Source organism: Leifsonia sp. GW821-FHT13C05 (genome assembly GCF_058806515.1).
Genome location: NZ_JBXAPT010000005.1, coordinates 141,353 through 160,651, shown reverse-complemented (window position 1 = coordinate 160,651; position 19,299 = coordinate 141,353). Strand labels below are relative to the sequence as shown.

Here is a 19,299-nt window from a genome sequence, read left to right as displayed (position 1 = left end):
GCGTGTTAACGGACAGGTGCCATACACGGGAGACACGAGGCGCACGTGAAAAGGGTTCAACTCGCAGCAGCAGGATGGGCGATCGGCGGCGCGCTACTGGTGGCGCTCGTCTACGCGGCATCACCCCCACCCCCGGCCGGATGGGCTGCCGCCGCCGTCTACCTGGCCGTCGCGCACGCCCTCCTCGCCACCGGTCTGCGGCGTCGCGCCACCACCCGCTTCGGCCAGGCCAACGTGGTCACCTCGCTCCGCTCATCCCTGGTCGGCGCGATCACCGGCCTGGCCGTCGCATCCTTCACCGCCCCCATCCCGGTCTGGATGCTCGTGGCCCTGATCGTCCCCGCCCTCGCCCTCGACGCCGTCGACGGCTGGGTCGCCCGCCGCACAGGATCGGCCAGCGACCTCGGCGCCCGCTACGACATGGAGGTGGATGCGTTCCTCCTGCTCGTGCTGAGCGCATACGTCGCCGCCGACCTGGGCGCCTGGGTGCTCGCCATCGGCGCGCTGCGCTACCTGTTCGTGGCGGTCGGCTGGGTGCTGCCGTGGTTCCGCGCCCAGCTGCCGTACCGCTACTGGCGCAAGGTGGTGACGGCGGTGGCCGGCATCGCGCTGGCGCTGGCTGTGGCGGGGACGGCGCCGGGGGTGGAGCTGGGGGCCGTGGGGGTTGTGGGCGTGGTGGTGGCGCTGGGGTTGCTGGTGGAGTCGTTCGGGCGGGATGTGGTGTGGTTGGTGGTGCGGCGGGCGACTGCTCCCACGCGCGTCAGAGCCCCCAGGCCACCGGCGTGGTCACGCCGCTGACCCAGTCACGGCGCAGGATCGCGTACGCCACCGCGTCCAGCGGCCGTCGGTCAGTTCCGCTGGCTCCGGGTGAGCGAGGTGGGATGCGTGTCCGCAGCGCTGTCCCGTTCGTCCCCACGCTCGGCAACCACCACCTCCACCTCCCCTTTCTCCGACCGCACGAACCCGATCCCCACCAGGATCAGCGCACCGCCGACGAACTGCAGCAGCCCCAGGTTCTCGCCGAGCAGCAGCCACGCGTAGAAGGTCGCCGCCACCACTTCGAGCAGTCCCGTGAACGACGCCAGCCGCGAACCGAGCATCTCCGTGGCGGTGATGCTCGCCGCGTATGCGATGGCGGTCGCGAACACCCCGATCACCAGGATCGGCACCCACCACGGCGTCTGGCCGCCGAACAGGTTCACCGGCGCGAAGCTGACCTGGAACGGCACCAGTCCCGTGGCCCCGACCAGCGCAAGGGCCACGCCGCCGACCAGCAGCCCGGACGACGCCAGCGCTACCGGCGGCAGACCGTCGCTCGGCCGCGCCGCGATCAGGTAGAACGCCGCGCAGCCGACCATCGCCGCGATGGCCAGCGCGAGCCCCAGCGGGTCGATGCCGCCGGAGCCGTCCGGGGAGACCACCATGACGAGGCCGCTGACCGCGACCACCGAGCCGATGATCACCACCGCCTTCGGTGGACGCCGGGTGCGCGCCCAGGCGATCGCGACCAGCAGCAGCGGTGCGATGTACTCGATCAGGATGGCCGTGCTGACCGGGATGCGCTGGATGGCGGCGAAGTAGAGCAGCTGCGTCGCCGCCACGCCGACCAGCCCCATCCCGAGCACGCGCCAGCGTCCGCGCCACAGCGCCGACCAGCGGCCGCGCAGCAGCAGGATCGCGACGGGGGCGAGCACGATGCCGCCGGTGAAGGCCCGCACGGTGACGGCGGCGGCGGGGCTCCAGCCGGATTCGAGCAGCGGTTTCACGAAGGCGCCGGACAGGCCGAAGGTCGCCGCGGAGATGACGGCGATGAGAAGTCCGAGGGATGTCTGGCTGCGCTTCATGGCGAATCCTGGTCAGGGTCAAGGTGGATGATGGTCCTGACGTTAGTCTTGTCGTGGATAAGGAGTCAACTTGCATTTTGCCCCTGACACCGAGGATGCTCTGGTCTTCGCCGTCGCCCTCTGCAACACCGTGCCCAGCGCCTCCAGGAGCGGAGAGGACGAGCTCGCGACGGCCGACCAGGTGGCCGACTTCGTGATCGCTCAGCAATACTCGGGCCGCATCGACCGCGACGCCACCGAACTGCGCGAGGTGCACGAGACCCGCGAGCGGCTGCGCCGCACCTGGTCCCTCTCCCGCGACGACGCGGCCGTCGAGGTCAACGCCATGCTCGCCGACGCCAACGCCCGCCCATACCTGATGCGTCACGACGGCTTCGACTGGCACCTGCACGCGACAGCCCAGGATGCGCCCCTCGCCGAGCGCATCCGGGTGGAGGTCGCCCTCGCCCTGGTCGACGTCATCCGCTCCGGCGAAACCGGCCGCCTCCGCGTCTGCGCCGCCGACGACTGTACCGGCCTGCTCCTCGACCTGTCCCGCAACGGCTCCAAGCGGTTCTGCAGCGTGCGCTGCGGCAACCGGATGAACATGGTCGCGTTCCGCAAGCGGCAGGGGGAGTAGCCCTTTCTTCAGAAGAAGTTCTGAACTATGCTGGGGGAATGCTCGCACCAGGACAGACACAACAGGTCTTTCATTCGTCGGAGCTGAGCCGCCACTCCACCCGCGTCTTCGCTGCCGCCGAAGACCGACCCGTTGAGGTGACCCGCCGCGACGGAGAGGACCTCGTTCTGATGTCCAAGCGAGAGGCCTCCGCCCGGGACAATCTGCTCCAACTTGCTGCCACCCTCATCGGCGTGGCGACCGATACACGCGGAACTCTGGCGGAGCGGATGTCCGGTGCGATGCCGTGGATGCTCGCCCTCAGCCCAGAAGACCGCGTCACGTGCGCCAGCGCACTCCTCGAGGCAGCGCGCGCGTCGTTCTCGACCGGCCAGTCCCACCTCGCCGTCGCTGAGTTGACGTCGTGGCAGGAGACTGCGACGGCCGTCGCTGCCGGACTCGGAGCCGCTCCTGTCGAATGGCTCGACACCGAAGCACAGGTCGAGCGGCCGTAAGTGGCGCGGGACAAGAAGGTCTCCCGGCCGACCAAACGCACTGAATACACGATCGAGTTCGCCAGCGTGCAGGCACAGCGTGGATGGATCGACCTGTGTGCAACGATCCGCGGGCCGCTCGCGGATGCCTGGGACGTCCTCACGCGCATGCCGCAGGCGGTGACGCCGACGAACTACCCGCTGAAAGGTCAGCTGGGGACCGTCTCGCGGAACGGCAGGGCGCACCAGCGCTGGCAGTGCAAGCCGACTCTGAAGGGCGACGCTCGAATCTGGTTCTACGTCGAGGGTCAGGTGGTGTACCTGGAGCAGGTCTATACCCACCATCCCAACGCCACCAAGTAGGCCGAACTCTCGGGTCCCCCCGCTAGGACACCTCGAGCCCCAGCTCCTGCCGCCAGTGCGCCAGGAACTCCGCCCCGGCGTCGTCGTGGATCGCGTCGCCGATCGTGATCACCTCGTACGGCTTCTGCAGGATGCCGTCGCTCGGCCGCACATCCACGTGGGCGACGTCGAAGCCGGCGCTGTGGACGTAGTCGGCCATCTTGTAGTCGCTGCGGGAGTCGCCGATGGAGCGCCAGCGGCGGGGGAGCGGGCCGAGTTTGGCGAAGTAGTCGAGGGCGCGCTGGGCGCCGCGGTCCTTGTCGAGCAGCACCGATTCGATGTCGGTGGAGATGATCGTCTGGTCGATGCGGAACGGCAGCTCGCCGTTCGCATCCGGTGCCGTGCGGTCGCCGTAGCGCAGCCCGACGCCCTGCGCCGTCAGCAGCGTGAAGGCGTCGTCCTGGAAACGCGCCTGCGCCGCGGCGTACGTGTCAGCGTCCACGTCGGTGCGCTGCTCGACGGAGATCATCGCGCGCTTGGTCTCGTCGAAGAACATCGTGTCCGCGTAGCGCTCGCGCACCAGGTTCCGGATGCCGTCGACCGCCTCAGCGCCGAACGCCACCGTCTCGTCGACGGTCACCTCGCCCATCCCATCCCCGGTGATCGGCGCCCAGGCTCCGCCCTTCTCGAACACGCCGAACATCCGGGCGCCGTGCTCGTCGAGTGCGTCGCGCAGGCCGGCGTCGCACAGCGGGGTGACCACCTGGTTGCGGATGAAGTCGCCCGAGCGGCCCGTGATGAACGCGATCGGCACGCCGGCCGCTGTCATCGCGACCAGGTCGGTGACGATGCTCCGGACGTTGATGGTCCGGGTGATCGGGCTGGCGATGGGGCCGTCGACGTCGAAGAGGAGTCCGAGATTGTGCACAGTCCATTGTCGCCGAACGGCGGGGCCGGTCAGTGCTTCAGGTCGTTGCGCAGCCCATCCAGGATGTGGTCGAGCGACGCCCGCTTCTGCGCGGTGTCGACAACACTGGACGGGATGGTCACCTCCAGGCCGGAGCCGTACGTCGCCTTCATCCGGAACTTGCCCGGCCACTCGGTGTACGAGGCGGGGTCGAACGCCGGGATGCCGCCGCTGATGTCGAGACGCACGAGGTCGCCCCTCCGCTGCAGCTTGGTCGACACCGACGCCTCGCCGACAGCGCCGCCGCGGGCCTCGCCGATGGCGATCGTCTCCGGCGTGAACGCTCCGACCCGGAACGTGAAGCCCAGCTCCGACTGTTCGAGGGCGGCGCCGAGGTAGACGATCGGGTCGTCGCCGATGGCGAGAGTGAGGCCGGTGAGGAGCCGGCCGTACCAGTTCGGGCGGGCGGCGAGCATCGCATCCAGCCCGGTCTCCGAAGAGATGAGGCGATGCAACGTGTCTCGTGTCTCCTCGAGTGTCGCCATGCCGGTCCTCCCACTTTCCTCCTGCGCGCGTGCGCGCGGCACTCGCAAGGGTACGCCTCTCTTCGGCTACTGCAGAGCCGAGGTGAGCCGGGCGGCGTTGTCCGCGATGCGGCCGAGCACCGGGCGGGCGCGCCACTCTGCCAGGGACAGCTCGCTGCTCTGCGCCCGGTAGTGGTCCTCGACGGCGCGCAGCCTGTCGACCGCCTCCCGGCCGTGCACCAGCACGGACACCTCCATGTTGAGGCTGAACGACCGGATGTCCATGTTGCTCGACCCGATGATGGCCACGTCGTCGTCGATCGAGAAGTGCTTGGAGTGCAGCACCGTGGGCGACCGGTACAGGTAGACGCGCACGCCGGAGCGCAGCAGCGCCCCGTAGTAGGAACGCTGCGCGTGGTAGACGAGCGCCTGGTCGCCCACCTCGGACGCGAACAGCTCCACCTCCACGCCACGCGCCGCCGCTGTGGCGAGCGCGAGCATGATCGACTCCTCCGGCACGAAGTACGGGCTGGTGATGCTGATGCGCCGCTCCGCTTTGTGCAGCAGCGCCGCGAACAGTTTCAGGTTGTTCTCCGCGTCGAAGCTCGGTCCGCTCGGCAGCACCTGCACGTCGAAACGCCGGCCGTCCGCCGCCCCGCCGAGCGTCACGGGCGTCTCGTCGATCGGCAGCAGTTCCCTGCTCTCGCTGAACCAGTCGGTGACGAACACCGCGTCCAGCTCCCGCACGGCGGGCCCGTCGATCCTGACCATCAGCTCCAGCCAGTGCAGTCCGCGGGAGACGTTCTTGCGCTTGTTGTACGAGGCGTCGACGAGGTTCTGCGACCCGGTGAAGCCGACCAGCCCATCCACCACGACCAGCTTGCGGTGGTTGCGAAGGTCGGGGCGCTGCCACTGGCCGCGCAGAGGGCGGAGGGGGGAGCATCCCGTGCCAGTGGATGCGGTGCGCGGCGAGGAACCGCATGGTCGCCTTCCTGCCCGGGTTCATGAACCCGGCGAGGTGGTCGGAGAGCACGCGCACGTCGACGCCCCGCTCGGCAGCGCGGGCGAGTGCGTCGAAGAACGGCCGGGTGGTGTCGTCGAGCACGAGGATGTAGAACTCGACGTGCACGAACCGCTGCGCCCTGTCGATCTCGGCGATCATGGCGTCGAACGATCCGACGTAGTCCTCGATGAGGTCGACGGTGTTGCCTCCGACCATCGGCAGGGCGCCGAGCCGTTCCGTCATGGCGACGATGCCGGGAAGCCAGTCCGGCCACTCGTCGCGGTGACCGACCGCGGCCAGGCTGGGGACGCGCTCGCGCATCCTGGCGGTGACGAACGCCTGGTCCGCCCTGCGCCGGGGAGGGAGCGTGGTGCGCCCGACCAGCAGGAACGCGATCAGCGCGAGCACGGGCAGGAACACCACCGCGAGCAGCCAGGCGATGGCCGCGGACGGCCGCCGGTTCGCCGACACCACCACGGCGGCGAGGATTACCAGCACGCCGTGCGCGATCAGCAGCAGGATCGCCAGCACCTCGCCGTCCATCATGCGGCGTCGGTGAGGGAGGAGCTGGGGGTCACAGCACGGAGCCTAGCGCCCGTCGATCCCCACGACTGGGGTGATGCCATGGTCGGTGGCCGTCGATAGCGTGTGGCGTACCCGAACCGAGTCATCGCGACTCGCCTCCACCCGAAGGAAAGCTGTGAGACGCTCGATCCTCGCGGCGGCCGTGCTGGCCGTCGTCGCCTCCGTCTGCGGTTCCGTCGTCGTCGCTCTGCCGGCGACCGCCGCGTCCGCCACCGGCAGCACGGTGCTCGCCGGCCTGCCGGTCGCCGCGCCCGTGCAGACCACCACCTACAACCGGAGCCTGTTCCCCACCTGGGTCGACGCCGACCACGACGGCTGCGACACGCGCTCCGAAGTGCTGCAGGCGCAGACCACGGTCGCCGTCACGTTCACGACGGCCACCGGATGCACGGTCGCCACCGGCAGCTGGAACTCCTGGTACGACGCCCAGACCTGGACGCTCGCCTCCGATGTCGACATCGACCACCTGGTCCCGCTCAAAGAAGCGTGGATCTCCGGCGCCTGGGCGTGGACGACCGCGCAGCGGCAGGACTACGCCAACGATTTGAGCATCCCGTATGCGCTGCAGGCGGTGACGGACAACGTCAACCAGTCGAAGAGCGACAAGGACCCGGCGGCGTGGATGCCTCCCGTGGCTGCCGTCGCCTGCCAGTACGCGCAGGACTGGGTACTGGTGAAGTACAAGTGGGGTCTGGCGATCGACCCCGCCGAACAGGCGAAGCTGGCCTCGATCTTCACGACAGGTGGATGCGGTGCGCAGCCGCTCACCCTGCCCGCCACGGTGACCACGTCCAGTGGTGCGGGCGTGCAGCGCATCGCGGGCTCGGATCGGTTCGGCACCTCCGTCGCGATCTCGCAGAGCGGGTTCCCGACCGGTGCAGGGGTCGCATACCTCGCCACGGGCACGAACTACGCGGATGCCCTCTCCGCTGCTCCGGCCGCTGCCGCGCAGGGCGGGCCGCTGCTGCTGACCACGCCGGGCGGCCTCCCCGCCTCGGTGGCCTCCGAGCTCGCCCGGCTGAAGCCGGCGCGCATCGTGATCGTCGGCGGGACCTCCGTGGTGTCTGCGGCGGTCGAGCGGCAGGCGCACAGCTACGCGCCGCAGGTGGACAGGATCGCGGGAGACGACCGCTTCGCCACCTCGCGGGCGGTCAGCGCCGCGGCGTTCCCGAGCGCGGCGACCGCCTTCATCGCGACCGGCCGCAACTTCCCCGACGCGCTCTCCGCTGCAGCAGCGGCAGGCGCATCTGGATCGCCGGTGGTGCTCGTCGACGGCGCTGCCGGGGCGGCCGACGGAGCGACCGTCTCGCTGCTGCGCGGGATGCACGTGACATCCGTCGTCCTCGCGGGCGGCACGAGCGCGGTGAGCGGAGGGATCGCGTCGTCGCTCGGCTCGGTGGGGTCGGTGACCAGGCTGTCCGGCGGCGACCGCTACGAGACGTCGAACGCGATCAACCAGGCGCGGTTCCCGTCCGCATCCCGGGTGTACTTCGCGACGGGAACGAACTTCGCCGACGCGCTCGCCGGTGCAGCGCTGGCCGGCCGAGACGGCTCCCCGCTGTTCGTGGTGCCGTCCGGATGCCTTCCGCCGAGCACGGCCGCGACGATCGCGACATACGGAGCGGTCGGCCGGGTGCTGCTCGGCGGACCGAACGCACTGACCAACGCGGTCGGCGCAGGAACCGTCTGCGCGCCGCCGCCCCCGCCTCCCGCGCCGCCGGCACCTCCCGTGCCGCCTGCGCCTCCCGCGCCTCCCGCCGGAGCCACCGCCCTGTGCAATGACGGCACGTACTCCTACGCCGCGCATCACCAGGGAGCGTGCTCGCATCACGGTGGCGTCGCCATCTTCTACAAGTAGGAATTCCCCGGCCCCGGTGACGTTGTACGCGGCATGACCAACGTAGGAATCATCGGGGCCGGGCACATCGGCACCGCACTTGCACGCACGTTCATCGAGCACGGGTACACCGTCACCATCGCGAACTCGCGCGGGCCGGAGACGCTCGCACAGCTCGTCGCCGACCTCGGCCCGTCAGCCACGGCCGCGACCGCCGCTGAGGCCGGTGCCGCCGGGGACTTCGTGGTGGTGACCGTGCCGCTCAAGTCTCTCGCGGACATCCCGGTCGAGCCGCTCGCGGGCAAGATCGTCATCGACACGAACAACTACTACTTCGAGCGTGACGGCCACATCCCGGCCCTCGACGACGGCACGGCCACCGTGTCCGGGCTGCTGCAGGAGCACCTGCCGGAGTCCAGGGTCGCCAAGGGGTTCAACCACATCGGCGCTCGCGACATCCAGGGCAGCGGCTCGCCCGCCGGCACCCCGAACCGTCGCGCCCTCGCCACCGCGAGCGACTTCGACGACGCGGCCGCCCTCGTCACCTCGATCTACGACGAGTTCGGCTACGACACCGTCAACGTCGGACCGCTGTCGGAGAGCTGGCGGGTCGAGCGCGACCGCCCGGCGTATGTCGTCCGCCAGAACCGCGAGGAGCTCGAAGCCAACCTCGCCAAGGCGCCGCGCACCATCTGATCGCCGACGCCCGCACGCCGACTCTCACGGGGTGACGATGGCGAAGTCCGGGTCTCCTGTCGACAGGACCGCGAGGAGGGCAGGCAGCGTCCCGGCGTCTCCGCTCACGGTGACGCCGGGTGAGACGCTGTCCCCTCCGAGCAACCCGATCAGTCGCGCCTTCGTGACGGTGAGCGTCGTGGGGGCGGTGCCGTCCGCCGGCCGCTTCCGGTAGACGAGCACGCCGTTCTTGAGCGTCACGCGGTAGGTGGCGTCGAGGTCGGTGAACGTGATGTCGAACGCCAGGTCGAGGTCCCAAGCCTTCGGACCGTCGACGGAGAGCGCGATCGAGTCGAGCAGCTGCTCGGCGGTGAGCTGGGCCACGATCGCGGGCGCCGACGTCTCCGTGGGCGTGCCGAAGGCGCCCTCGCGCAGCTCCGTCGCCCCGGACAGGAAGAAGTTGCGCCAGGTGCCGTTCTCCGCGCCGTACGCCAGCTGTTCCAGCGTGTCGGCGTAGAGGGCGCGCGCCGCGGCGTGCTCGGCGTCCGTGAACACGGCGTGGTCGAGCAGGGTCGCCGCCCAGCGGAAGTCGCCGGAGTCGAACGCCTCCTGCGCGAGCGCGACGACCCTGTCGACGCCGCCCAGCGCATCCACGTAGCGTTTCGCCTGCTCGACAGGGGGATGCGGCCACAGCCTCGCGGGGTTGCCGTCGAACCAGCCCATGTATCGCTGGTAGATCGCCTTCACGTTGTGGCTGACCGAGCCGTAGTAGCCGTGCGTGTTCCACGCCTTCTCGAGTGCAGGCGGCAACTGGATCGTCTCGGCGATCTCCGCCCCGGTGTATCCGTGGTTGATCATCCGGAGCGTCTGATCGTGCAGGTAGGCGTAGAGGTCGCGCTGGGTGGAAAGGAACCGGATCACGTTCTCCGTGCCCCAGGTGGGCCAGTGGTGGGAGGCGAACGCCACGTCGGTGCGGTCTCCGAACGTGTCGACGGCCTCCGTGAGGTATTCGGACCAGACGTGCGGGTCGCGCACCAAAGCTCCGCGCAGCGTCAGCAGGTTGTGCAGGTTGTGTGTGGCGTTCTCGGCCATGCAGAGCGCCCGGCGCTGCGGGAAGTAGAAGTGCATCTCCGACGGTGCCTCGGTGCCCGGCGCCATCTGGAACTCGATCTCGACCCCGTCGACCGTGTGCTTCTCCCCGGTCTCCGTGATGAACAGCGTCGGCACGATCATCCCGACCTCACCGGACGACGTGGTCTGCCCGAGCCCGGCCCCCACCTGCCCGAGCGGCCCGCGCGCGAGCACAGCGCCGTACATGTACCCCGCCCTGCGGCTCATCGCCGTTCCGGCGTAGACGTTCTCCGCGACGGCGTGCTCCACGAACCCTTCCGGGGCGATCACCTGGATGCGCCCGGCCTCCACATCCTCCACCGACGCCACCCCGAATACCCCGCCGAAGTGGTCGACATGGCTGTGCGAGAAGATGACGGCGACGACAGGGCGGTCTCCGCGATTGGCCCGGTACAGGCCGAGGGCGGCAGCGGCGGTCTCGGTGGAGATGAGCGGGTCGATCACGATCACGCCGGTGTCGCCCTCCACGAACGTGATGTTCGACAGGTCGAGCCCGCGCACCTGGTAGATGCCGTCCGTCACCTCGTAGAGGCCCTGGCGGGCGACGAGCTGCGACTGCCGCCACAGGCTCGGGTTGACGCTGGTGGGCGCGTCGCCGGCGAGGAAGGAGTAGCTGTCGTTGTCCCACACCACCCGCCCGTCCTGCGCTTTCACGACCCCGGGTTCGAGGGCGGCGACGAAACCGCGGTCGGCGTCCGCGAAGTCGTCCGTATCGTCGAACGGCAGTGAGTCGAGGAGTTCGCGATGTGCGGCTTCGACGGTCGGTGTCGGCGGCTTCTGGTCCATCTCCGGTCCCCTTCGCTCGCGGTCCCACCCGACGGCGGGCCATCACGCCCGACTATCCTCCGGGCCATCGGGGGCTGTCTAGTACTGAGATTCGGCCCTTGCCGCGGGCGCACCCGCGGTCATACCCTGACCACGTGACCTCGGCGCCCGATGGTGTTGCAACGTCGCTCGACGGAAGACAGTTCCGGTTCAGGACCCCCGTCGAGACGCCGTTCGTGCCCGGCGGGTTCGTCACCCTCCGCGACGGAGGCGCCGCGGGCGGCGCGGCAGAGGCCCGCGAACAGCTCGGGCAGGTCGACGATCTCGACTTCGACGGCGACGACACGCTCGCGGGCACCGGAAAGCTGCTGGGGGAGCGCAGAGCGGACGGCAGCCTCGACACCGGGGCGACGCATCCCTTCGCCTGGGCGGCCGTGGATGCGGCGGACGACGAGGCGGTCGAGCTCGTCTTCCGCGCGGCGAGGGCCACCCTCGACGTCGGATCGCTGATCGGCGTCGACAACGTGCGGGCCAGGCTGCTCACCCACCGGTTCAACCGGCACACCTTCTGGTGCGGCCAGAGCGGGTCGGGCAAGACGTACGCGCTCGGCGTGCTGCTCGAACAGCTGCTCGTCGACACCGAGCTGCCGATGGTGATCTTCGACCCGAACGGCGACTTCGTGCGGCTTCGCGAGCTGCGCACCGTCGTCGACACGGAGGCGGAGCGCACGCTCGCCGGGAAGGACATCCGGGTGCTGCGGCCCGGCGACAGCGAGAACCCGCTGCTCGCGCGGTTCATCGACTTCCCGATGCGGTCGAAGGCGGCCGTGCTGCGCCTCGACCCGATCGAGGACAGGGCGGAGTACAACGCCCTCGTCCACCTCGATGTGCGCGAGGAGGCCAGGCGCCCCGACGGGATTGTCCCGGCGCTGCTCGCCTCGGGCGACTCGGCGGCGGAAGCCCTCGCCCGCCGCATCGAGAACCTGCGCCTGATCGACTGGGAGGTTTGGGCGGAGGGGCGGGAGGCGGTCACCGACATCCTCGACGACCGGCCGGATGCGACCGTGCTCGACCTGGGCGGGTTCGCCTACCCGGACGAGCATCTGGTCGTTGCCCTCGCCGTGCTCGACGACCTCTGGGCCAAACGGGAGTCGCGGCGACCGCTCCTCATCGTCATCGACGAGGCGCACAACCTCTGCTCGCCGGACGACGACCGGCCGCTCCAGCGCGCGGTGCGCGAACGGATCATCCAGATCGCGGCCGAGGGACGCAAGTTCGGGTTGTGGCTGCTGCTGTCGACGCAGCGGCCGTCGAAGGTGCACCCGAACATCGTCTCCCAGTGCGACAACCTCGCCCTGATGCGGATGAGCTCACCGCTCGACCTGGAGGAACTCGGCACGATCTTCGGCTTCGCGCCGCCGTCGCTGCTCGCGCACGCGCCCAGCTTCCGGCAGGGCGAGGCGCTGCTGGCCGGGGGATTCGCGCCGGCGCCGATGCTCGTGAAGGTGCGGGACAGGCTCACGGAGGAGGGCGGCGCCGACGTGCGCGTGCCCCTGCGGAATCCGGCCGGCTAGGGTCGGGGAACCGTGACGACCCAGGAAGTGACCGCCGAGGCGCCGGCGCGGGGCGCGCATCCACTGTCCCGTGTGCTGCGGAGGCCGGTGGGCAGCGTCGAGTCCGTCGAGTCGTCTGCGCTCGTCATCGGAGCAGCGGTCTTCGTCGTCGGCGGAATCGTCGCGCTGTTCGTGTTCTGGGACAGGGACCTGCCCATCTCCGGCCGAGGCTCGATCGGCGAGTTCGCCGCGATCGGCGGCGCCGTGACGGCCGCCGTGGTGTTCGCGCTCGGGCGCATCCTGGTCGACGTGCTCCCGCACCGGGATGCGGGAGCCCGCCCGCCGCTGCGCCTGGCCGTGTTCGACGTGGTGGCGCTCGCCGTGGCGGTCGGGCTGATCGCGCTGCTCGCCTGGACCGCCATCTCGGACGTGGTGGAGCGCAGCTTCCAGGGCGCCGTGGTGTTCACACTGCCGGGCGCGGTGCTGGCCGGGGTCTCGCTGGCCCTCACCGCCTACGTCGTGTTCCTGACCGCCGTGCAGCTGACGTCGATGCTGCTCTCGCTCGTGCTCGCTGTCTTCCTGGTGGTCGGCGTGTTCACGAGCATGCTGAGTTCGTCCGACCCGCTCTGGTGGCAGAAGAACCTGTCGGCGCTCGGGATGACGGACGACCTCTCCGCCTTCGCGTTCAACCTGACGCTGATCGTGGCCGGAGCGATCGTCGTGATCATCGCGCGGGTGGCGACGGCGGGCATCCCGACCCCGGATCACGCGAGTCGCAGGGGCCGCGACCTCGTGCGGTGGGCGTTCGTGCTGATCGGGGTGTTCCTCGGGTGCGTCGGCGTGTTCCCCGTCGACCGGTTCTTCGTGCTGCACAACACCGTCGCATCCGGGATGGCCGTCGTGTTCGCCGCCCTCGTGATCGGGTTGCGCTGGTGGGTGCCCGCGATGCCGCGCGTGTTCCTGCTGCTCGGCTACGTCTACGTGGGCGTGGTGGTGGTGCTCGCCGTGTTCTTCGCCGTCGGCTACTACAACCTCACCGCGGTCGAGCTCGTGGCGGCCATCCTCATCTTCAGCTGGATCATCCTGTTCCTGCGGAACACCGCCGCGAGATACCCGTAACTGTCGCGTATCCCGGGCGTTTTGCGACAGTTGCCGGCATCTCGCGAAAACCGAGGCTGGGGATTTGCCCGGGTCGCGCCGGGCTCCCAGGGAGTGCGGGATATGGTGGGGCCATCCGGGCGAGCAGCCCACCCCCATATTGGCTGGGAAGTCGATCCAACCGAACGGCCCGCATATGGTTTCGCTCGCCCCTACCGCCGCACCCCGGGCATCCACGCTCGGCCCGATTCGCCGCACCGGCCCCCGCATCGAAGCGGCGCCCCCGGTCACCCAGAGCTTCAAGATCCTGCTGAACACCGTCCGCGACCAGGGCCTGCTGCGCAGGGCGAAGCTGTTCTACGCTCTCGTCGCCGGCGCTCTCGTCCTCGCCCTCGGCGGCGCGGTCGCCGGGATGATCCTGCTCGGTGACAGCTGGTTCCAGCTGCTCATCGCCGCAGCCCTCGGCCTGATCTTCACGCAGTTCGCGTTTCTCGCCCACGAGGCGTCGCACCGCCAGATCGCCGCATCCGGCCCCACGAACGACCGCCTCGGCCGGATGCTCGCCACCCTCGTCGTCGGCATCAGCTACTCGTGGTGGATGACGAAGCACACCCGTCACCACGCCAACCCCAACACCATCGGCAAAGACCCGGACATCGAGGTCGACACCATCTCGTTCGTCGAGGAGGACGCCGCGAAGCGCACCGGGTTCCTCGCCTTCATCACCAGGAAGCAGGGCTACCTGTTCTTCCCGCTACTGCTGCTCGAGGGCTTCAACCTGCACGGCCGCTCGTTCGGCACCCTGTTCCAGCGCGGCAAGGTGGATGGGCGCGGCAAGGAGTTCACCTTCCTCGCGATCCGTTTCAGCCTCTACTTCGGCGCCATCTTCTGGCTGCTGCCGCTCGGGATGGCGTTCGCCTTCATCGGCGTGCAGCTCGCCGTCTTCGGCCTGTACATGGGTGCGAGCTTCGCCCCGAACCACAAGGGCATGCCGCTGATCGCCCCGGGCGTGAAGGTCGACTTCCTCAGCCGCCAGGTGCTCACCTCCCGCAACGTGGTCGGCTTCGGCATGACCGGCCTGCTGGGCGGCCTGAACTACCAGGTCGAGCACCACCTGTTCCCGAGCATGGCCAGGCCGCACCTGCGCAAGGCCGCCGCCATCGTGCGCGAGCACTGCCAGACCGAGAACATCCCGTACACCGAGACGTCGCTGATGAACTCGTACGGCATCGTCATCGAATACCTCAACCGTGTCGGCCTGTCCGCGCGCGACCCGTTCGACTGCCCCGCCGCCGCCTCGATGCGCTGACGCGCTGACGCCGTCGCGGCTGTCCCCCGAAGTGTGGACATGCGCTCTGCACAGAGCGGTCTACCGTATGGAGTGATCGCCGGATGGCAGGCCGGACCGTATTCGGGACGGACGGCAGAACTGCACTCCCGGTTTGTGGCGGCGGCGCGAGCTTTCGGGTAGCGAGCGCCGCCGCCGATCTCGTCTCCGGATGCGGCTACGCCCCGAGCGCCCGCACCTCGACCGGCGCGAAGCGCGCTTCGACGAACCGCGCCGCCAGCTCGACCGCCCTGTCGATGCCGGAGACGTCGACCAGGTAGTAGCCGCCGACGAACTCCTTGCACTCGGTGAACGGCCCGTCGGTGACGTGCACGCCGTGGGCATCGGTCCTCACCACACGCGCGTCCGTCACGCTGAGCTCTTGGGTATCGACCAGCTCGCCGCTCGCCGTCAGCTCGCGCTGGAGCTCCTGGTGCGCCCGCTCGAACTCGTCTTTCAGGTCTGTCTCCATCCTGGTCACGAACTCGTCGGTGTTGTAGATCGTCAGCAGATACTTCATCGTCGTCTCCTTATCGGCTCTGTCTCCTTCACGTCGAACGGGGTGCGGCCGATTCGACAGCTCGTGAGCGGTCCTTCCCAGAATGTACGCACGCTCAGGCGCGCGCTGCACCGAATCCGCGGATCCCGGTGACCTTTCCGCGGGCCTTTGCTACCCTCGAACGGGTATGCAGTCCGCATCCACCAGCCCCCGCAGTCATGGCCGCCGCTCGGCGGAACGCCGTGCTGCCCTGCGCACGCCGGGGCCGAGGGTGCCCGTGCACCACAGGATCGGCGTGACGCTCGCCGTCCTGGCGCTCATCACCGGCTTCTCGATCGTGCCGACGGATGCCGCCCTCGCGGCGACTCTGGCCGCCCCGGTCAGTACCGTCGCCCCCGGCACGGATGCGCCGAAGCACACCCCCGCGCAGCGCATCGACGTGGATGCGACCATCGCCGCCCCGGTCGTCGCCCGCGACCAGCTCTCCGCGACCGACGGCGTGCAGACCCTCAGCAACAACGGCACGAACGCCGACTGGGCGAAGCTCGTCCTGATGTTCGGCGGGTGGCCGCAGACCGACGCGAACGTGCAGGTGATGCTGCGCTGGATGCGCCAGGAGAACGGTCCTCCCGACTGGTGGAACCGCAACAATCCGCTGAACAACGGCTACGGCTCCGGTGGAGGGGCTGGTCTCGGCAGCTATCCGGACCTCACCACCGCCGCAGAGTACGCGGCGAAGAACCTGCAGCGCGGCTACCCGGGCATCGTGGCGGGCCTCACGGCCGGCACCTCCGCCGACGCGACCGCCGCGGCCATCTGGGCGTCTCCGTGGGCCACCAGCCACTACGGCAACGGCTCCCACTGGAGCACCGCCCCCGTGCAGCTGGTCAAGGCGCCCGCCTCCGCCTGGGGCAACTGACCCCGGGCCCCGACCCCCGGTCCGCCTCGCCTATTTGGCGGCGAGCCAGGCGCGGAGGCGGGGGAGCGGCCAGGTGGTGACGATGCGGTCGGCGGGGACGCCGTTGGCGGCGGCACGGGCCGCACCGTACGCGAGGAAGTCGAGCTGGCCGGGAGCGTGGGCGTCGGTGTCGATGCTGAACACGCATCCGGCCGCCAGGGCCAGCTGGATGAGGTCGTCCGGCGGGTCCTGCCGTTCCGGCCGCGAGTTGATCTCCACCGCGACATCGTTCTCCGCGCACGCGGCGAACACCCGCTCCGCGTCGAACTCCGACGGCGGCCGGGTGCCGCGCGAACCGGAGACCAGCCGTCCCGTGCAGTGCCCGAGCACGTTGGTGTGCGGGTCGCGGATGCCGCCGAGCATCCTGGCGGTCATCGTGGCCTTGTCCGAGCGCAGCTTGGAGTGCACGCTCGCGACCACCACGTCGAGCCTGCCGAGCAGCTCGGGCGTCTGGTCGAGCTCTCCGCTCTCCAGGATGTCCACCTCGATCCCGGTGAGCAGTTGCACGCTCCCGGTGTCGAGCGCCGCGATCACGTCGAGCTGTTCGGCGAGACGTTCGGCGCTCAGCCCGTTGGCGACGGTGAGGTTGGGCGAGTGGTCGGTGATCGCCTGGTACTCGCGGCCGAGCGTCGCGGCCGCCGCGGCCATCGCCTCGATCGGCGTCGTGCCGTCCGACCACTCGGTGTGCGCGTGCAGGTCTCCGCGCAGCGCTGCCCGCAACTCGTCGCCGCCCTCGGCCAGTGGATGCGCGTTCTTCTCGCGCAGATCGGCCAGGTAGTCCGGCACCTGTCCGTCCACCGCCTGCGAGATCACCTGGAAGGTGCGGTCGCCGATGCCCTTCGTGCGCTTCAGCCGCCCGTCCGCCACGCGCTCCCGCAGCTCGTCGGCGCTGAGCGGGGCGATGGTGCCCGCCGCCCTCCGGAAGGCCTGCACTTTGAACGTGGGGGCGAGTTCCCGTTCCAGCCAGAAGGCGATCTCGTTCAGGGCGTCGACAGCATCCATGGAGACCATCATGCTCCCGTTCGGCGCTGACGCAGCAGGACGACGACGACCGCGCCGATGATCGCGAGGACGGCGGTTCCGACGAACAGCAGGGAGAAGCCGTCGGAGACCGCGGTGGCAGCAGGGTCGCCGGCGCTGAGTCCCGCCGTGGTGCGGGCGGCCGCCACGCTGCCGAGGACCGCCAGTCCGAGCGCCCCTCCAATCTGCTGGCTGGTGTTGACGAGCCCGCTCGCGAGTCCGGAGTCCTGGGCGGTTGCGCCGTCGACCGCGAGCTGCGTGGCCGTGATGAAGCCTGCTCCCAGCCCGGCGCCGATCAGGATGCTCGGGCCGAGCAGCCCGCCCACGAACGAGGCGTGCGGTCCTGCGGCGGCGAGCCAGAGCATCCCGCCGGCGAAGACCACGAGGGCGGCCACGAGGGTCGGCCGCAGTCCGAGCTTGGCGATCAGGGCCGGCACGACGGCGGCGATCACCACGAGCGACCCGGCGAGGGGGAGCTGGCTGATTCCCGCGGTGAGGGCGTCGTAGCCGAGCACCTCTTGCAGGTAGACGGAGAGGGCGAAGAAGAGTGCTGTCGTCGCACCTCCGGCGAGGAGCATGACGACGTTGCCGGTGGCTGCGTCCCTGTTGCGGAAGAACGCGAAAGGCACCAGCGGATGTGCAGCGCGCCGTTCGACCAGCACGAACGCGGCCAGGAGGGCGAGCGCGGCGGCCGAGGTGCCGAGGGTGACCGGGCTCGCCCAGCCGAGCTGACCGGCGAAGCTGAGTGCGGCGACGAGCGCGGTGAGCCCTGCGGTGATCGTGGCCGCCCCCGCGATGTCCATGCGCTGGCGGTCGCCGGCCGGATCGCGACCGACCAGGAACGGGATGGCGACGAGCACCACGATGCCCACCGGCACGTTCACGAAGAACACGGCCTGCCAGCCGAGCAGCGCGGTGAGCACGCCGCCGAGGAGCACGCCGGCCGCGCTCCCGATCCCGGCGACGGCGCCCCAGACGCCGAGAACCTTCGCGCGGTCCCGTCCGGTGACGAACAGCTGGGTGACCAGCGCGAGGGAGGCCGGCGCGAGCAGAGCGGCGGATGCGCCCTGGACGGCGCGGGCCGCGAGCAGCATCCCGCCGCTCACCGAGAGCCCGGCGATGGCGGACGCGACCACGAAGCCGGCGACGCCGATCAGGAAGACGCGGCGGTGGCCGTAGCGGTCGGCGAGTCGCCCACCGAGCAGGAGGAGCCCGCCGAAGGGGAGCACGTACGCGGTGATGACCCACGCGAGCGCGGCGGTGTCGAGGTGGAGCTGCGTGCCGAGCGCCGGGAGGGCGATGTTCACGATGGAGGCGTCGAGCACGACGAGGAACTGGGCGAGGGCGAGCACGCCGAGCGCCCACCAGCGATGCGCGCTGCGGGTGACGGCCGGGGCGCCGACGGTGGTGGATTCGAGGGACATGAGCGATTCCTTCCGATAGTGAGTGACTGATCAGTCACTCTTCTGGGTGTGAAAAACGAATGGTGCGATGAGAAGTGCGAGAAGGAGGGGAGCGGGGGAGGGGCGGCTACGGGTGCCGGATGCCCGCGGTGAGGATGCGGGCCCAGTCGGACGAGTCGCTCTCGATCCCGGCGGTCACGATGAGGTGGCACAGCTGCCCGAAGGCGATGAAGCGCTGCACCTCGTCGTCCGTCGCGCCGGAGCGCGTCTTGGTGAAGCGGGTGATCCTGGCCATGCCCCGCCGCAGGGACGCGCCGATCTCCGGCTCTGCTGCTGCCGACTGGGCGTGTACCTGGAGCATGAGCAGCGAGCGGTCCGCGATGAGCTCCGCGTATGCGTCCCCCATCGTGTAGAGGATGTCGGAGGGCGACTGGCTCGCGCTCGCCGCCGCGCCCGTGTCGAGGGCGTCCTCGATGCGGTCGAAGCAGCGATCCAGGGCGGCCACGAACAGCTTCTCCTTGCCGGGGAACAGCTTGAACACGTATGCGGGGGAGATCCGGGCATGCTCGGCGACCGCCGAGATCGGGGTGCCGAGGTAGCCGGACGCCCCGAACACGTCGATGGCGCTGGCGATCACGGTCTCGCGCCGTTCTTCGGCGGTCGAGAGGGTGGAGCGCGAGGAGGAAGACATGTGAGTGACTGTACACTCACTCTTTGCGCGCGGTCAAGCGTTACG

Annotated in this window: 17 protein-coding genes and 2 pseudogenes; 10 read left to right on the top strand and 9 right to left on the bottom strand. The window is 70.0% G+C overall.

The genetic code is table 11. The features are described 5' to 3' along the window. Nucleotides 1-45 precede the first annotated feature (45 nt). On the top strand, nt 46-798 hold the full coding sequence (locus AC1ROC_RS14795) for a CDP-alcohol phosphatidyltransferase family protein (RefSeq protein WP_493001070.1): 753 nt from the start codon (nt 46-48) through the stop codon (nt 796-798). Nucleotides 799-848: 50 nt separating this feature from the next. Here AC1ROC_RS14795 and AC1ROC_RS14790 read toward each other — a convergent pair whose 3' ends face one another. Next, complete coding sequence (locus AC1ROC_RS14790; protein WP_493001068.1) at nt 849-1,844, bottom strand: DMT family transporter; 996 nt, start codon at nt 1,842-1,844, stop codon at nt 849-851. Between the two features lie 70 nt (nt 1,845-1,914). Here AC1ROC_RS14790 and AC1ROC_RS14785 point away from each other — a divergent pair, with 70 nt between their 5' ends. From AC1ROC_RS14785 to AC1ROC_RS14775, 3 genes are all read left to right on the top strand, one after another. Continuing rightward, the gene (locus tag AC1ROC_RS14785; RefSeq protein ID WP_493001066.1) at nt 1,915-2,463 is read left to right on the top strand and encodes a CGNR zinc finger domain-containing protein; all 549 of its coding nucleotides are present in this window, start codon (nt 1,915-1,917) and stop codon (nt 2,461-2,463) included. 170 nt (nt 2,464-2,633) lie between these two features. Then, nucleotides 2,634-2,957, top strand: a complete 324-nt coding sequence (locus AC1ROC_RS14780; RefSeq protein WP_493001064.1) for a prevent-host-death protein — start codon at nt 2,634-2,636, stop codon at nt 2,955-2,957. Next, nucleotides 2,958-3,299 carry a hypothetical protein gene (locus tag AC1ROC_RS14775; protein ID WP_493001062.1) on the top strand — a complete coding sequence of 114 codons (342 nt, stop codon included), beginning with the start codon at nt 2,958-2,960 and terminating at the stop codon, nt 3,297-3,299. Nucleotides 3,300-3,321: 22 nt separating this feature from the next. Here AC1ROC_RS14775 and AC1ROC_RS14770 read toward each other — a convergent pair whose 3' ends face one another. From AC1ROC_RS14770 to cls, 3 genes and pseudogenes are all read right to left on the bottom strand, one after another. Further along, entirely contained in the window at nt 3,322-4,206 is an 885-nt protein-coding gene (locus tag AC1ROC_RS14770; RefSeq protein ID WP_493001060.1) for a hypothetical protein, read from the bottom strand. Between the two features lie 29 nt (nt 4,207-4,235). Beyond that, complete coding sequence (locus tag AC1ROC_RS14765; protein WP_085370685.1) at nt 4,236-4,730, bottom strand: hypothetical protein; 495 nt, start codon at nt 4,728-4,730, stop codon at nt 4,236-4,238. 66 nt (nt 4,731-4,796) lie between these two features. Further along, nucleotides 4,797-6,258: pseudogene (cls, locus tag AC1ROC_RS14760) on the bottom strand (cardiolipin synthase). Between the two features lie 154 nt (nt 6,259-6,412). Here cls and AC1ROC_RS14755 point away from each other — a divergent pair. Further along, on the top strand, nt 6,413-8,155 hold the full coding sequence (locus AC1ROC_RS14755) for a cell wall-binding repeat-containing protein (protein ID WP_493001058.1): 1,743 nt from the start codon (nt 6,413-6,415) through the stop codon (nt 8,153-8,155). Between the two features lie 30 nt (nt 8,156-8,185). Next, nucleotides 8,186-8,830 (top strand): annotated as a pseudogene (locus AC1ROC_RS14750) (NADPH-dependent F420 reductase); the annotation flags it as partial. A 24-nt stretch (nt 8,831-8,854) separates the two neighbouring features. Here AC1ROC_RS14750 and AC1ROC_RS14745 read toward each other — a convergent pair. Further along, nucleotides 8,855-10,726: an alkyl/aryl-sulfatase gene (locus AC1ROC_RS14745; RefSeq protein ID WP_085370682.1), complete on the bottom strand. Its 1,872-nt coding sequence runs from the start codon at nt 10,724-10,726 to the stop codon at nt 8,855-8,857. 134 nt (nt 10,727-10,860) lie between these two features. Between AC1ROC_RS14745 and AC1ROC_RS14740 the strand changes: the two genes are divergently transcribed. The 3 genes from AC1ROC_RS14740 to AC1ROC_RS14730 all read left to right on the top strand — a co-directional run bounded on the left by AC1ROC_RS14740 (nt 10,861) and on the right by AC1ROC_RS14730 (nt 14,665). After that, nucleotides 10,861-12,279 carry an ATP-binding protein gene (locus tag AC1ROC_RS14740; protein WP_493001056.1) on the top strand — a complete coding sequence of 473 codons (1,419 nt, stop codon included), beginning with the start codon at nt 10,861-10,863 and terminating at the stop codon, nt 12,277-12,279. A 12-nt stretch (nt 12,280-12,291) separates the two neighbouring features. After that, on the top strand, nt 12,292-13,377 hold the full coding sequence (locus AC1ROC_RS14735; RefSeq protein ID WP_493001054.1) for a hypothetical protein: 1,086 nt from the start codon (nt 12,292-12,294) through the stop codon (nt 13,375-13,377). 175 nt (nt 13,378-13,552) lie between these two features. After that, nucleotides 13,553-14,665: a fatty acid desaturase family protein gene (locus AC1ROC_RS14730; protein ID WP_493001052.1), complete on the top strand. Its 1,113-nt coding sequence runs from the start codon at nt 13,553-13,555 to the stop codon at nt 14,663-14,665. Between the two features lie 196 nt (nt 14,666-14,861). Here the strand turns inward: AC1ROC_RS14730 and AC1ROC_RS14725 are convergent, their stop codons facing one another. Next, the gene (locus tag AC1ROC_RS14725; RefSeq protein WP_493001050.1) at nt 14,862-15,203 is read right to left on the bottom strand and encodes a YciI family protein; all 342 of its coding nucleotides are present in this window, start codon (nt 15,201-15,203) and stop codon (nt 14,862-14,864) included. A 166-nt stretch (nt 15,204-15,369) separates the two neighbouring features. Here AC1ROC_RS14725 and AC1ROC_RS14720 point away from each other — a divergent pair, with 166 nt between their 5' ends. Next, a complete protein-coding gene (locus AC1ROC_RS14720) occupies nt 15,370-16,101 on the top strand; it encodes a hypothetical protein (RefSeq protein ID WP_493001048.1) in 732 nt (243 codons plus the stop codon). 30 nt (nt 16,102-16,131) lie between these two features. Here AC1ROC_RS14720 and AC1ROC_RS14715 read toward each other — a convergent pair whose 3' ends face one another. The 3 genes from AC1ROC_RS14715 to AC1ROC_RS14705 form a co-directional block, all read right to left on the bottom strand. Beyond that, nucleotides 16,132-17,142, bottom strand: coding sequence for a PHP domain-containing protein (locus AC1ROC_RS14715; RefSeq protein ID WP_085370697.1), 1,011 nt, complete (start codon nt 17,140-17,142; stop codon nt 16,132-16,134). Nucleotides 17,143-17,150: 8 nt separating this feature from the next. Further along, nucleotides 17,151-18,584: a DHA2 family efflux MFS transporter permease subunit gene (locus AC1ROC_RS14710; RefSeq protein WP_493001046.1), complete on the bottom strand. Its 1,434-nt coding sequence runs from the start codon at nt 18,582-18,584 to the stop codon at nt 17,151-17,153. A gap of 106 nt (nt 18,585-18,690) precedes the next feature. Continuing rightward, on the bottom strand, nt 18,691-19,254 hold the full coding sequence (locus AC1ROC_RS14705; RefSeq protein ID WP_085370677.1) for a TetR/AcrR family transcriptional regulator: 564 nt from the start codon (nt 19,252-19,254) through the stop codon (nt 18,691-18,693). Nucleotides 19,255-19,299: the final 45 nt, after the last annotated feature.